This window comes from Cohnella thailandensis (assembly GCF_014212135.1).
Taxonomy (GTDB): domain Bacteria; phylum Bacillota; class Bacilli; order Paenibacillales; family Paenibacillaceae; genus Cohnella; species Cohnella thailandensis.
In genome coordinates this window covers 38,231-51,269 of record NZ_JACJVQ010000003.1, presented here as the reverse complement: position 1 = coordinate 51,269, position 13,039 = coordinate 38,231, and the positions used below count along the sequence as shown (strand labels likewise).

13 protein-coding genes are annotated in these 13,039 nt (G+C 59.8%); 8 read left to right on the top strand and 5 right to left on the bottom strand.

Annotated features, from left to right (window positions below; translation table 11 throughout):
• Positions 1 to 23: 23 nt before the first annotated feature.
• Positions 24 to 776 carry a 3'-5' exonuclease gene (locus H7B67_RS02560; RefSeq protein ID WP_185118234.1) on the bottom strand — a complete coding sequence of 251 codons (753 nt, stop codon included), beginning with the start codon at positions 774 to 776 and terminating at the stop codon, positions 24 to 26.
• 181 nt (positions 777 to 957) lie between these two features.
• Positions 958 to 2,223, bottom strand: a complete 1,266-nt coding sequence (locus tag H7B67_RS02555; RefSeq protein WP_185118233.1) for an EAL domain-containing protein — start codon at positions 2,221 to 2,223, stop codon at positions 958 to 960.
• Between the two features lie 239 nt (positions 2,224 to 2,462).
• Between H7B67_RS02555 and H7B67_RS02550 the strand changes: the two genes are divergently transcribed.
• Positions 2,463 to 3,332 carry an alpha/beta hydrolase family protein gene (locus H7B67_RS02550; RefSeq protein ID WP_185118232.1) on the top strand — a complete coding sequence of 290 codons (870 nt, stop codon included), beginning with the start codon at positions 2,463 to 2,465 and terminating at the stop codon, positions 3,330 to 3,332.
• 200 nt (positions 3,333 to 3,532) lie between these two features.
• On the opposite strand, the gene H7B67_RS02545 is transcribed toward H7B67_RS02550, so the two are convergent.
• Genes H7B67_RS02545 through H7B67_RS02535 form a run of 3 tightly spaced genes read right to left on the bottom strand, consistent with a single transcriptional unit; the run spans position 3,533 to position 6,756 of the window.
• The gene (locus H7B67_RS02545) at positions 3,533 to 4,504 is read right to left on the bottom strand and encodes a 2,3-diaminopropionate biosynthesis protein SbnB (protein ID WP_185118231.1); all 972 of its coding nucleotides are present in this window, start codon (positions 4,502 to 4,504) and stop codon (positions 3,533 to 3,535) included.
• Positions 4,501 to 5,511: a 2,3-diaminopropionate biosynthesis protein SbnA gene (sbnA, locus tag H7B67_RS02540; RefSeq protein WP_185118230.1), complete on the bottom strand. Its 1,011-nt coding sequence runs from the start codon at positions 5,509 to 5,511 to the stop codon at positions 4,501 to 4,503. The genes H7B67_RS02545 and sbnA overlap by 4 nt, the downstream gene beginning before the upstream one ends.
• 12 nt (positions 5,512 to 5,523) lie before the next feature.
• Positions 5,524 to 6,756, bottom strand: a complete 1,233-nt coding sequence (locus tag H7B67_RS02535) for a phenylacetate--CoA ligase family protein (protein ID WP_245363715.1) — start codon at positions 6,754 to 6,756, stop codon at positions 5,524 to 5,526.
• Positions 6,757 to 6,924: 168 nt separating this feature from the next.
• Between H7B67_RS02535 and H7B67_RS02530 the strand changes: the two genes are divergently transcribed.
• From H7B67_RS02530 to H7B67_RS02505, 7 genes are all read left to right on the top strand, one after another.
• A complete protein-coding gene (locus tag H7B67_RS02530) occupies positions 6,925 to 7,704 on the top strand; it encodes a YheC/YheD family protein (protein ID WP_185118229.1) in 780 nt (259 codons plus the stop codon).
• A 237-nt stretch (positions 7,705 to 7,941) separates the two neighbouring features.
• Positions 7,942 to 8,820 (top strand): ABC transporter ATP-binding protein, encoded by an 879-nt coding sequence (locus tag H7B67_RS02525; RefSeq protein ID WP_185118228.1) that lies wholly within the window; start codon positions 7,942 to 7,944, stop codon positions 8,818 to 8,820.
• A 214-nt stretch (positions 8,821 to 9,034) separates the two neighbouring features.
• Complete coding sequence (locus H7B67_RS31065; RefSeq protein WP_281067860.1) at positions 9,035 to 9,166, top strand: hypothetical protein; 132 nt, start codon at positions 9,035 to 9,037, stop codon at positions 9,164 to 9,166.
• Between the two features lie 199 nt (positions 9,167 to 9,365).
• On the top strand, positions 9,366 to 10,367 hold the full coding sequence (locus tag H7B67_RS02520) for a metal ABC transporter solute-binding protein, Zn/Mn family (RefSeq protein WP_185118227.1): 1,002 nt from the start codon (positions 9,366 to 9,368) through the stop codon (positions 10,365 to 10,367).
• A 34-nt stretch (positions 10,368 to 10,401) separates the two neighbouring features.
• Positions 10,402 to 11,172, top strand: coding sequence for a metal ABC transporter ATP-binding protein (locus H7B67_RS02515; protein ID WP_185118226.1), 771 nt, complete (start codon positions 10,402 to 10,404; stop codon positions 11,170 to 11,172).
• Positions 11,173 to 11,176: 4 nt separating this feature from the next.
• Positions 11,177 to 12,145, top strand: coding sequence for a metal ABC transporter permease (locus tag H7B67_RS02510; protein ID WP_185118225.1), 969 nt, complete (start codon positions 11,177 to 11,179; stop codon positions 12,143 to 12,145).
• On the top strand, positions 12,142 to 13,014 hold the full coding sequence (locus H7B67_RS02505) for a metal ABC transporter permease (RefSeq protein ID WP_185118224.1): 873 nt from the start codon (positions 12,142 to 12,144) through the stop codon (positions 13,012 to 13,014). The genes H7B67_RS02510 and H7B67_RS02505 overlap by 4 nt, the downstream gene beginning before the upstream one ends.
• Positions 13,015 to 13,039: the final 25 nt, after the last annotated feature.

The following is a 13,039-nucleotide window of genomic DNA, read 5'->3' as shown; positions in this document are numbered from 1 at the left end:
ATGTCTCCCATGCGGAAGGCGGTTTACGCCTTCTTATTCAATTCGGCCTCGAAATATTCGCGCAGCTCGGCCAGCTTCTTCTCGTTGGTCATATCGACCTTGCCGGCGAGCACCTTCTCCGCGAGGAGCTCCCAGCTTGGCGTCAGCTTCTGCCCCTTCAGCATTCGAATGGCGTTCTTCACCAAGCGGCGCTCCTTCGCGTTCGAGTAGGTGTCCTTGAATCGTTGCTTGAGGCTCAGATCCAAATGGCCGAACACCTTGCGGAATACCTCCGCCGTCATGCGGGCATCGTCCAGCGCGCGGTGGGCGGAGCCCGACGCGTCGATCTCCAGGTCGGCCAGCGCCGCTTCGACGCTCACGTCGTTGGAGACTCCCTTGTAGCGGAGGTAACCCTTCAGAAGGTCGAAATAATCGGTAGTCATCCAGTAGGAGTCGTCCAGCTTGTGCATCCGCGTGTCGAAGACGATTCGCTTCATGTCCTCGCCGCCCCAAGTGAGAAGAAGGAAATTCTCGTTCGGCCCCAGCCACTCCCGGAACCGTTCGCTCACTTGAACGAAGCCGTCCGCCGCGTCGATCTCCTCCTGCTCGATCCCCGTCTTCTTCTTAAGGAAGCTGTTCAGCTTGGCAAAGTAGACGGGCTTGATCATCGAAGAGAATTCGTCCACGTAAGCAAGCGAAGAATTCAGCCGGACGGCGCCGATCTCGATGACCTCCATCGGAAGCTCGCTGGCGAATTTGCGCCCGTTGAATTCGATATCCAGAATAATGTAGTCCAATTCCGTTACCCCCGCGTGTCGTCGTGTTATTCATTGTAACAAATTCGGGATGCCGAAGGGTAGCTTGGACGCAGGCACGGAGATAAGGAAGGGAAAGCGAGGAGAAGCCTGGCGCGGAAGAGGAGGAGGGGGGAGAGGCGGGAGGAGAGCAGCTGGCTGCCAAGCGGAGCAAGCGCGTTCGTCAGAGCGCCGGCTCCGCAAGGTCGAGAAAAAGAACCAGCCGCCTGCCGACGGGAATCGATAAGGTGCGGATCCACGTCCGGGTGCTCAGGTCGGCGTATTTCGGGGACAGCTTGGACTCCGCGCGTCCTTCCGTCCGCGACAGGTGCGGGATGAAGTAGGGACGCCAGCTCCAATCCGAGCCTCGCGTTTCCGGCTCGCAATGCCAGCTTCCATCCTTGCCGCGAACGTGATTCGACGAGAGCTGGGTGCCGTTATCCAAGCACAGGTACACCCGCAGACAGGAAGCGTCCAGATGAGGAAGCCACTTCTCCAGGATGCGGTCCGCGGCGTCCGATTCCGGCCCGTTCGCGACTCCGACCCGCCCGCTCCGTTCCGCCTCTTCCAGCTCCGAGCCGATGGAGCTGGCGCCCATCGAACGGTAAAGCTCCCGTCCGCGATCCGTCCAATACTGCTCCGTCCGGTGCAGGAGCTGCCGGTGCCTCTCGAGCTCCTCTTCCAGGAGAGGAGAGAATTCTCCCGCGGAACGGAATTCCGGCTCCGCCGGAGAGAACAGGTAGCCCTGCACGTAGCGGGCGCCGATCTGAATCGCGCGTTGAAGATCCTGCCGAGTCTCGACTCCTTCGACCAGCAACGAGGCGCCGACCTGCTCGGCGAGCGTCGAGAACGAGCGAAGGACGCCCAGGTAGCCGTCGTGATTCGCGCTTCTCTTCATCAAGTGGATATCTACCTTAAGCAGGTGAGGCCGGATTTGGGCGATCCGGTCGTAGCTGCTGAAGTCGGAGCCGACGTCGTCGATCGCGATCCGGCAGCCGTGCTTGCGATAGATGTCGATGATCTCGTTCAATTCGAAGAAGGAGCCGCGGAATTCCTCTTCCGTGATCTCGATGCAGATCCGGCTCGGGTCGATGCCGTGACGGTCCAGGATCTGCAGGGTGTGAAGCTCTCCGGTCTGCTTATAGTGCCGATAGATCCAGGAGGGCTTAAGGTTGAGGAAAAGCGAAGGGGGAGCATCCGCGGAGCCCAGCTTGGAGACGGCCAACTCTCTCAGCAAGCGGTCGACGCGAATCTGCTCGGACACCGGGACGCGGGAATCCGTGAAGAAAGGGCCGAGACTGCGGACGGAATCGCCGTCGAGCTGGCGGCCGAGCACCTCGTAGCCGATAATTCGGCGGGTATCCAGCGCCAGGATCGGCTGGTAGAAAGCCGCTATCTGTTCTTCCGGCGGAGCGGGGGGCACAAGGCTCGCGGATGCATGTTCATTCATTGTGGCTCGATCCCCCTAAGCTTCGAACGTTAAATGGCCGCTGCGGTGATTGTTTTCTGCTATTGTAAAGGAAGTTGACGCGAATGAATAGTATATTTCGACTCTAAATGCTAAAATTCTCTATATATTCGACACATCGCGCACCGATTACGATAATTAATGGGCGGTTCGCCGTGAACATACGGACAAACGTAATTGTTGCGTTAGCTTATTTGACGAGACGGAAGGGGCGAGACAAGATGCTGGAGAAGGCGATCCGGCGGGAATCGTTCGAGTTGGTTCTTGGGGACGATCTCGTCGTGCGCGGCGAGGTTCGAGTTCGGGAGCTGCGGGAAGGAGAAGAAGGAAGGCCGGTTCTGATCATGGCCCACGGCTTCAAGGGCTTCAAGGATTGGGGATTTATCCCCTACGCGGCGGAGAGCTTCGCCAAAGGCGGATACGCGGTCATTGCCTTCAATTTCTCGTTGAACGGAGTGAGGGAGACCGATTACGACGAGCTGGAGAAGTTCGGGCGCAACACGTTCACCCGGGAGCAGGAGGACTTATCGGCGGTCGTAGAGGCGCTCCGGGCGGGAGAGCTTCCCTTGGCCGATTCCGTTCGCGCGGACGAGCTGTATCTGCTCGGATTCAGCCGGGGAGCGGCGACCGTGGATCTATATGCCGCGGCGCATCCGGACGTGAAGGGAATCGTCTCCTGGAACGGGAACGCGGTCTGCTACCTCTTCCCGGAAGAATTCCGGGAGAAGGTGCTTCGGGAAGGGATCGGCTACGTGTACGATGCCAGAACGCAGACGCAGATGCCGATCCGGGCCGGTTTGTTCGAGGACCTTGACCGGAACGGAGAGCGGTACCACATCTTGAATCAAATGGCGAAGCTGAAGCTTCCGGCCTTGTTCGTGCAGGGGGATCGGGATTTCGAGGCGATTCTTCAAGGCAGTCTCAGGCTGCGGGAAGCGGCCCCTCATCAGCGTCACGTTACGGTCGAAGGGGCGGACCACGCCTTCGGAACGGCTCATCCGTTCCGGGGAACGACCGCCGAGCTGGAGAAGGCGATCGAGGTTACGGCGCGGTTCCTCGAGGATTGCCGGTCCGGAACGTTTCGCGATTAAACGGGAAGGGGCTATCCCATCAGTCATTAAATGACTAGGGACGGCCCCTGATTTGAATCGGCATTTGCTGATGTGGAATTTAGGGAGCTGCAGGCTGCGATTTCATTCGCTTGCCTGTCGAGCTTTTGGATGCGCATCGGAAGGGCCTCGCTGGGCCGTTCAATGAAAGCAAGAAATCGTTTATGGGCATCCCCATCTTGTCATTCCAAGCGGGTTCCGATGCCCGTTCGTTCGGCTTGCCGTAAATAGTAGGCCGCGAGAGCGATGTCGAACGCGGCCATTCCCATCGGGTTGAAGAATACCGCTTCCTCCGGAGGATAGGCTTCCAGTCCTTTCTCCCAGACGACCTGCTTTAGAGTAAGGACGTCCTTCTCCGCAAGGCCGTGGAGAAGATGCAGCTTCTCGATGTCCGTGTTCTCCCGGCATACCTCGCGCCAGTCGTCGACCACGATCGCTCTCAAGAGCTTGACGCTGTCCGGCGCGTAATCCCTTAGGCTGACGTTAAGAAGCAGGGTTCCGGGACGAGCCGGCCGGTCGATGTATCTCTCGGGAGAAGTGGTGCAGGTGAGGAATACGTCCGAACGGTCGTAGACCTCTCTCCAGTCCGGGCAGATCCGGACTTGGCCGCGAAGCTCCGCCGGCAGCGTCTCCAGGGAGACGCCTCGGACGTCGAACGCCCGAATCTCCTCTAACCGGTCTCCGTAAACCGAATGAAGCATCTGCAGATGGGTCAGGCCGATCGGCCCCATGCCGACGATTCCGACCCGGAAGCGAGGAGCCGGTTCCCTCTTGCGGTTCAGATAGGCGTCCAGCATCACCCCGCTGACGGCCGCCGTGCGAATGGCGCTAAGCCGGCTGCTGCGAAGGAAGGCGACCGGCGCGCCGGTCGACGTATCGTTGAGAATAAGCGTGTTGTGCGCGCGGGGGAGACCCCGTTCCAGATTGCCGGGGAAGCTGGCGATCCACTTGATGCCGCTCGCCTCGACTTCTCCGCCGACGAAGGCGGGCATGGCGATGATCCGGTTGCGGAGATCCCGGAACCTAAGGTAGGGCTTCAAGGGCTGCACGAGCTCCTCGGTGCCTTGGTGCTTCAGCGCGGCCGAGACGATTCGCATGAGCTCCCGCCAGGGCGAGCCGATCCGGTCGATGTGGCTGTCGTTCAAGTAGATCACGGGCGCGCCTCACCGCCGGAGAAGGTGCCGGCGACGGATTCGTTGGCGAGGGGCTTCTCCGCAAGCCGTGCCGTCCATTCTTCGTTATAGACCGTATCCCAGTAACGGTCTCCCCTATCGACCAGGATGGCCGCGCATACGGACCCTGCCGGAATGTCGTCCTGGATCAGGCGAATCGCTTCCAGCACCCCGCCGGAGGACGCGCCGGCCAGGATCGATTCCGTCTTAAGCAGGTCGTGGCAGCCGCGAACGCAAGCGAGGTCGTCGACGTAGACCACTCGGTCGACCAGCTCGCTTCGCAGCTGCTTCGGCACGATCGCCGCGCCGAGTCCGGGCAGGCGTCTAGCGGCTCGTCCATCGCCGCCGAAGATGACGCTTCCCGCCGCGTCCACGGCGACGACCCGGGTCGGAAGCTTATCGTCGCGTATTCTCTCGGAGCAGCCCCTGATCGTTCCGCAGGTGCTCACTCCGCAGAATAAATAATCGATCCGGCCGAGCTCCTGCCGCAGCTCCGGCATCGTGGTCTCGTAGTGGGCCAGGTAATTGTCCGGATTCTCGTACTGATTCGTCCAGTAGCTGTCCGGGATCTCGGCGAGAAGCTCCTTCACCCGGCGAATCCGGGCCGGCAGGTATTCCCCGGTGTCCGGATCCGGCTTGTCGATCGTTTCGATCCGCGCGCCGAGACTGCGGATCAGGCGCAGATGATATGAGGTCGTGCGGGAGTCCAGCACGCAGATGAACGGAAGGCCGAGATAACCGCAGATCTGGGCCAAGCTGACCGCAAGATTGCCGGAGCTCGACTCGATGACGGTCGTTCGCGGGCCGATCTCTCCTCGTTTGATCGCTTGCTTCACCATATGAAGAGCCGTACGATCCTTGGCGCTGCCGCCCGGATTCATCAGCTCCAGCTTCGCGTATACCCGAAAAGGAGCATCCTTGAACATTTTCTTGAGAGGGACCAACGGAGTCCGGCCTATCGTCGCGGCTATGCCCTCGTTCAGTTCCAAAGTCCGAACACCTCAATTGTAATAAATCTTTTTGTGTTTGATAGAGCTTCCTTCCATAGAAGCGTTCTCGTCCAGGCGAAGCACCTGGAGCTCTTCCAGCAGCTTGCCTCGAATCATTCTCCCGATCTCGGGAATCCGGTCACACAAATCCAGCTCGATCCTGCGGAGCGTCGATTCGCCGGGGTCGCCGCCGATGTGCACGCGGAGCCGGTTGCCCGACACTTCGACCCGGACGATAGCCTGGCCGATATGGCGGAACACGACTTCCTCGATATCGTAGACGCTGATTTTCTCCCCGTGCTTAAGCTCCGGACCCAGGCGACGAACGAGAGCCTGGAAGCTCTGGCGCCATACTCCGTCCACAAGGACGGGGCGGAAATCCCGAACGACATCGTAGGTGACGTACCGTAGAGAGGGGAACGTCTCCCGAACCGTCGAGGTGAGCACGAGCACCGACTCCTCTTCGTCCAGCTCCGCCGCTTCCCCGCGGGCGGGCATGGGGATATCCCGGAGCCCCTCCGCTTCCAAGCCCTCGGCAATCAGGTATCGGCCATGCTCGTGCGAGTAATAGGCGATCGTCCCGATCTCGATGGAGCCATAGGTGTCCATCACGTCCGTCGGAAGAATGCCCAATCGCTCGGCCGATCTCGCGATCCAGGAAGGAGCGGCGGCCTCCCCGACAAGAATGACCTTGCGGACCCGCCAGCTCTTCGGATCGTCTGCGGCCCGAAGCAAGCTGTCCAGAATGGACGGCATCGTATACAGGACATTCGGGCGAAGAGCCAGCAGTCTCTCCAGATGCTTCTCCACCGGGAGACGGAAGGAGATCGCTTCGGCCTGGAGGCCGATCCGCGCGAAGATTCCGGGGGCCGTATCGGCCGCATGGCCGGTGCCCATATCGGAGAGCGCCGTGCGGACTCCCGTTCCCGCGAGGAACCGTCCGAAGATCCGGCTCTTGATCTCGGCGTAAGCCAGCTCGTCGTCTTCGGAATAATAGATGGCCTTGCGCAAGCCGGAGCTCGTTCCGGAGGTCCGGTAACATCTCAGGTTCGGCCGTTTGCTCAGGGGCTGCTGAGGAGTATAGTAATGCTTCTCCAGCCAATCGGCAGTCATCAGAGGAAGCTCGCCAAGCGGGACGGGTTCCTCTACCGCGTGCAGAAGGCCCCGATCCTTGAGCGCCGCCTCGTACCAAGGGAAAGTACGGATCGTCTGATCGATTTTTTTCTTAAGCTCGGTCCACTCCAATTCGCGCTACCCTCCGCCGTATCCAAAATGGTTCAAGCCTTTAACATTTTATGAGCCTAAAGCTTAATGGTTCGGGCCCGGCATAGGTGATTGCCCTTGCAGACCGAGAAAATCGCCATATGGTAAGGAGACGGCATGCATAAAAAAGGCGATAGAGGAGAGAGCTTATTGGGCACGAAACCAAGCTACTTAAGCAAGTGGAACAAAACGAAGATCATTGTCGGAGCGCCTAAGCTTGCGGCTCATGTGCCGGAGACCCGAATCATGAGCCGATCGTCTCTTCTGGCGATGTTGAATCGTTACGGAATGGTTTACGTGAAGCCGGATATCGGACACCAAGGGGTCGGCGTCATGAAGGCGGAGAAGCTGCGGAAGGGGTACCTCGTTCATTACGGCACGGTTCGGCAAAGGTTCGGGACGTTCGACGGCGCCTATAAATGGATCGAGAAGAATCGCAGGAGACGGGTCTACCTGGTGCAGCGAGGCATTCGAATGATCCGGCTCGGCGGCCGTCCCGTCGACTTCAGGGTGATGATCCAGCGCAACGAGAAGAGAAACTGGGAAGTGACCGGAACCCTGGCCAGAATGGCGCATCCGGGGAAGCCGGTGACGAACGGAAGCCAGGGAGGAACGATCTATTCGTCCCGCCCTCTGCTGAACAAGGTCGCGGGGAGTTCCCGGGGAGCCGCCATCCTCCGTCAATTCCGCGAGCTTGCCTACAGGTCGGCGTATCGGCTTGCCGGTTCTTATCCGAAGCTCAACGAGCTGGGGTTGGACGTGGCTCTGGACACGAACAAGAGAAGCTGGATCCTGGAGATCAACACGGGTCCGGACGCGAAGCCGTTCGTGCTGCTGGACGATCAGTCGATCATTCGCAGAATCGTTAAGCTCGCCAAGCGATATGGCCGACATTACGACCTCACGATTCGGAAGGCCAAAAAAGGGTAAGCCATCGAAACGCCAACGCCTCTTCGGGAGAGAGGGTTGGCGTTTGTCCTTTTCGATGGAAATGATTTTTGGGGGCACGGATCGCGTCTTGCGGGTTGACATCTGGACTGAGAACGATTATCATTTAATTCGCGGACCTTTTAATGAGAAATATTTTCAACGTCGCAACCATCGCGGACGCCTGGTATTCATAGATAAGCATGGCTACATAATAGCTATTGCGCGAGGAGAGAGCTCATGTCTCGTCTAAACACCAATAAATTATCGTTGGCTTACGGCACCCGGAGAATCGTCAATGAATTGAACCTATCCGTACCCGATGGGAAAATTACCGCTTTGGTCGGTTCCAACGGCTCGGGCAAGTCCACCATTCTGAAGTCCATGGCTCGGATTTTAAGCCCGCAGAGCGGGGCCGTCTATCTGGACGGCAAGGAAATTCACCGCCAGCCGACCAAGGAAGTGGCGAAGCAGCTGGCCATTCTCCCGCAGAATCCGACGTCTCCGGACGGCTTGACGGTCAGAGAGCTGGTCTCCTTCGGCCGTTATCCGCATCAGAAGGGCTTCGGAAGCTTGAAGCCGGAGGACCTGCGGATGGTCGAATGGGCATTGGAAGCTACCGGAATGAGCGCTTTCGCCGATCGTCCCGTCGATCAGCTGTCGGGCGGCCAGCGGCAACGCGCTTGGATCGCCATGGCCGTCGCCCAAGGCACGGAAGTGCTTCTTCTCGACGAACCGACGACCTTCCTGGACATGGCTCACCAGATCGAGGTCATGATGCTTCTGGAGAAGCTGAACAAGGAGCAGAAACGCACGATCATCATGGTCGTCCACGATCTGAACCATGCCGCCCGCTACGCTCAGCACATGGTCGCCTTGAAGCAAGGGACCGTGCTGTACGAGGGCAACCCGGTCGAAGTCATGACGCCGGAGATGCTTCGGGTCGTCTTCGGCATCGACGCGGACGTCATTCCCGACCCCCGCACGGGAACCCCGATGTGCCTGCCTTACGGGCTTGCGCACGAGGGGTTGGAGGAGGAGGCGACAGGCGCTGCCGGCATCGCTTCCGAGAACAAGCAACGGACGCAAGAGGCCGAGCCGGTCGGCGCCGTTGGCTAATCATGCTTGAGACTGCATAAATACGACTTTAGCCCTTTCGATCTTCCCGCGGGAAGACGGGAGGGTTTCTTTGTTTCGGAAAGCGAGAATAATGGCGAAATGTGTAAAAAGAAGGGGGATAATAGGAGAAGATAGTAGAAAAGGACGGAACAAATATGATACTATTGGACTAGTCCTAAACGGCTAGTTCGATAAATGAAGAGGTGCGGGATGCATGCCTAATTATTATTTCCGGGAAGTCACGACTCCGCTTAAGCTGGTCGGAATCAAATTGTTTAAAGACGATACCGGAAGCCTGTGGGTCAAATTCGGCTCCGGACGGAGGAAGCAGCTCAAGAGAGGATAGCGGCAGCGTAATCCTTGAGATGCAGGCGGAGAAGAACGCCGGGTTCTCGTTCCGGCGGACGCCCGACGGCAGCGCTTCGACGATATTCAAGTTGCTTCTGACCGGCAGGGAAGAAGTTTTTTTTGCCCATAAAGTTGCACGAAGGCAATATTATTGTATAATATAAACAAATAGTCCTCAGGCTAAAATAGTTTGTACAATGAAACAACTCTGCGTCGTCAAAAAAAGGTTTGGAGGGGATCGCGTGAACAAAGTGGCGTCGTCCGTGAAGAGGCTGGTCCTGCTGATCTTGTTCTTAACGTTGTCTGCTGTCTTAGTGGCCGGCTGCGCCGAGACTTCCACGGACGAAGGGGAAGGAAGGGGAGGCGACTCGCGGGTGAAGGTGACCGCGACGATCGGAATGGTCGCCGACGCGGCTAAGGAAATCGGGGGAGACTCGGTTCAGGTAACCGGCTTAATGGGACCTGGGGTGGATCCTCATCTGTACAAGGCCTCGCAAGGGGATATCCGCAAGCTGGAGGATGCCGACGTTATCCTATACAGCGGGCTTCACCTGGAAGGCAAGCTGACGGATATCCTCGAGAAGCTTGGCGAGGAGAAGACGGTTAAGGCGGTCACGGACAATATTCCCGCGGATCGCCTTCGCGGGAGCTCGGACGGGGCGTACGATCCTCACGTCTGGTTCGATGTCGAGCTCTGGATGAGCGCGGCGGAGACGATCCGGGACACGCTGATCGAATACGACCCGGCTCACAAGGCGGATTACGAGGAGAGGGCGGCCGGTTACTTGGAGAAGCTCGAGGAGCTGGATCTCTACGCGGCCGAGCGGATCGGTTCGATTCCGGAGGAGAGCCGGGTGCTGGTGACCGCTCACGACGCCTTCGGCTACTTCGGGGATGCCTACGGCATCGAGGTGATCGGCCTGCAGGGCATCAGCACCGCCTCGGAATACGGCGCCAAGGACGTGGCCGACCTGCGGAATTTGCTGGTGGAGCGGAAGATCAAAGCGGTGTTCGTGGAATCCAGCGTTCCGAAGAAGTCGATCGAGGCGGTCATCGAAGGGGCGCGCCGAGAAGGACATGAAGTGAAGATCGGAGGCGAGCTGTTCTCCGACGCGATGGGCAAGGACGGAACGACGGAAGGCACCTACATCGGCATGGTTCGTCATAACGTGGACACGATCGTTAACGCGTTGAAATAAAACAAAGGCCCATCAGGGAGAGGAGGCCATCCTTATGAAGAACGGGACGGCGCCGCTTGCCGTCGAGAATCTGACGGTGGCGTACCGGAAGAAGCCGGTCGTTAGAGGGGTGACATTCGAGGCGGCGGAGGGGGAGCTGATCGGGATTATCGGCCCGAACGGGGCCGGCAAGTCGACGTTGATCAAGGCGATTCTCGGATTGGTCCCATCGCTGGAAGGGGACGTTAGGATCTACGGCCGGCCATACGGGCAGCAGAGGAAGCGGGTCGGTTACGTTCCGCAGCGGGAATCCGTGGACTGGGACTTCCCGACCCACGCGCTGGATGTGGTGACGATGGGCCGCTACGGCCATCTGGGAATGTTCAAGCGGCCCGGCAAGCAAGAGAAGGAGATCGCGTTGGATTGCCTTGATAAAGTCGGGATGGCGGGATTCGCGAATCGCCAGATCAGCCAGCTGTCGGGCGGACAGCAGCAGCGCGTATTCCTCGCGCGGGCGCTGGCGCAGGACGCGGAGCTGTATTTCATGGATGAGCCGTTCGCCGGCGTCGACGCGGCCACGGAGAAAGCGATCATTACGCTGCTCGGCGAGCTCAAGCGGCAGGGCAAGACGGTTCTCGTTGTCCACCACGACCTGGCGACGGTAGCGGATTACTTCGATTCGGTGCTGCTCATTAACGGGGAGAAAATCGCCTACGGCCCGACCGCATCTACGTTTACGCCCGAGCTGCTGCACCGAACGTACGGAGGCAAGCTCGCCTTCGGCATTCCCGTCCCCGCGGCTTTCTCCGCCGCGAAAGGAGGCTAATGCCATGTGGGAGATGCTTAACGACCCTAATCTGCGCTGGATTCTGATGGGGAGCATCCTGCTCGGGTTCGGCAACGGAATCGTCGGAACGTTCTCCTATCTGAGGAAAGAGAGCTTGCTGGGAGACGTGCTGGCCCACGCGGCTCTGCCGGGAATCTGCATCGCGTTTATGCTGTCGGGGGTGAAGAGCGTCGGCCTGTTTCTGGTCGGGGCCGCGGCGGCGGCGTTGGCGGCCGCCGCTCTTACGAATCTGATCTCGCGCCGTTCCCGCATCAAGCCAGACGCCGCGATGGGCATCGTGCTCTCGGTCTTCTTCGCGATCGGGATCGTTCTGCTGACGCGGATACAGCACGGATCTTACGGCAACCAGAGCGGATTGGATAAATTCCTGTTCGGGCAAGCGGCTTCGATGACGATGGGAGACGTGTACGTTCTCGGCGGCACGGCGCTGGGGATGAGCCTTATCTGCGGACTTCTCTTTAAGGAATTCAAGCTGGTCAGCTTCGATCCCGCCTTCGGAAGAGGGCTCGGCTTCAAGGTAACGGCGCTTGAATACGCGCTGCTGACGCTGGTTACCGTCGTCGTGGTAACGGGCATTCAAGCGGTCGGCGTCGTGCTGGTCGCGGCGCTTCTCATTACGCCTTCCGTCGCGGCCCGTTATTGGACCGACCGGCTGGCGGCGATGACGGTGCTGTCCGGGGCGTTCGGGGCCGCGAGCGGCGCCGCCGGCGCTTGGATCAGCTCCGGCGTGAACCAACTGCCGACGGGACCGATCAGCGTTCTGGCCGCGACCGGCTTGTTCCTGCTGTCCGTGCTGTTCGGACCTAAGCGCGGCATCCTGTCGAAGCTCCTTCTTCGCAGGCAGGCCAAGCGGGACTGGATCTCGAAGCAGCTTGCCAAAGCCGGGGCGGGAGCGCCCGCGACGCAGGCGGGGACGGCGAATCCCGCCGGAGAGAGGGGAGCGTCTCTATGAGCGGATTCTGGATTGTCCTGACCGGGGCGCTTGTCGCTTCCTGCTGCGCCATCCTGGGCTGCTTTCTGATCCTGCGCCGAATGGCGCTGATCGGAGACGCCATCAGCCATGCCGTGCTGCCGGGGATCGCGATCGCGTTCCTGATGAGCGGGACCCGAGACTCTATCTTCATGTTGTTGGGAGCGGCGGCCTTCGGCTTCATAGCGGTATTCCTGATCGAGATGTTCCGGAGCGGGGGCGTGCAGAGCGACGCTTCGATCGGGGTCGTGTTCACGGCGCTGTTCGCCGTCGGAGTCGTGCTGATCAGCCTGAACGCCCGCAATATCGATCTGGATCTGGACTGCGTCCTGTTCGGGGAGATCGCTTACGTGCAATGGAGCACGCTGGAGATAGGCGGCGCCGACCTGGGGCCGAAGGCGGTGTGGCTTCTGGGATTCACGCTCGTCGTTATCCTGCTTGTGATCTCGTTGTTCTACAAGCAGTTTAAGCTGACCTCGTTCGACCCGGCGCTCGCCGCGGCCTTAGGCATTCCGGTCGCTCTGTTCCATTACGCGCTCATGGGACTCGTGTCGATGGCATCGGTCAGCTCCTTCGAGAGCGTGGGCGCCATTCTCGTCGTCGGCCTGCTCATCATTCCGCCGGCGGCGGCTTACCTGCTGACGGACCGGCTGGGCCCGATGCTCGTCATCAGCGTGGCCGTCGGGATCGTCAGCTCGATCGCCGGATACGCCGCCGCGGTCGCGCTTGACGCTTCGATCGCCGGCTGCATGGTCTGCGCGGCGGGCGTCCTGTTCGCCGCCGCCTTCCTTCTCTCGCCGAAGCACGGTCTGCTGGCGCTTCGGCGGGCTAGATCCCGCGCGGCTGCATAACGTCGGTCTTGCTGTTATCCTTCCG

What these genes read in the sequence shown, in the direction of transcription:
- H7B67_RS02525 (WP_185118228.1), top strand. Translation starts at nt 7,942, where the DNA reads ATGTCTCGTCTAAACACCAATAAATTATCGTTGGCTTACGGCACCCGG.
- H7B67_RS02515 (WP_185118226.1), top strand. Translation starts at nt 10,402, where the DNA reads ATGAAGAACGGGACGGCGCCGCTTGCCGTCGAGAATCTGACGGTGGCG.
- H7B67_RS31065 (WP_281067860.1), top strand. Translation starts at nt 9,035, where the DNA reads ATGCCTAATTATTATTTCCGGGAAGTCACGACTCCGCTTAAGCTGGTC.
- H7B67_RS02550 (WP_185118232.1), top strand. Translation starts at nt 2,463, where the DNA reads ATGCTGGAGAAGGCGATCCGGCGGGAATCGTTCGAGTTGGTTCTTGGG.
- H7B67_RS02505 (WP_185118224.1), top strand. Translation starts at nt 12,142, where the DNA reads ATGAGCGGATTCTGGATTGTCCTGACCGGGGCGCTTGTCGCTTCCTGC.
- H7B67_RS02555 (WP_185118233.1), bottom strand. Translation starts at nt 2,223, where the DNA reads ATGAATGAACATGCATCCGCGAGCCTTGTGCCCCCCGCTCCGCCGGAA.
- H7B67_RS02510 (WP_185118225.1), top strand. Translation starts at nt 11,177, where the DNA reads ATGTGGGAGATGCTTAACGACCCTAATCTGCGCTGGATTCTGATGGGG.
- H7B67_RS02520 (WP_185118227.1), top strand. Translation starts at nt 9,366, where the DNA reads ATGAAACAACTCTGCGTCGTCAAAAAAAGGTTTGGAGGGGATCGCGTG.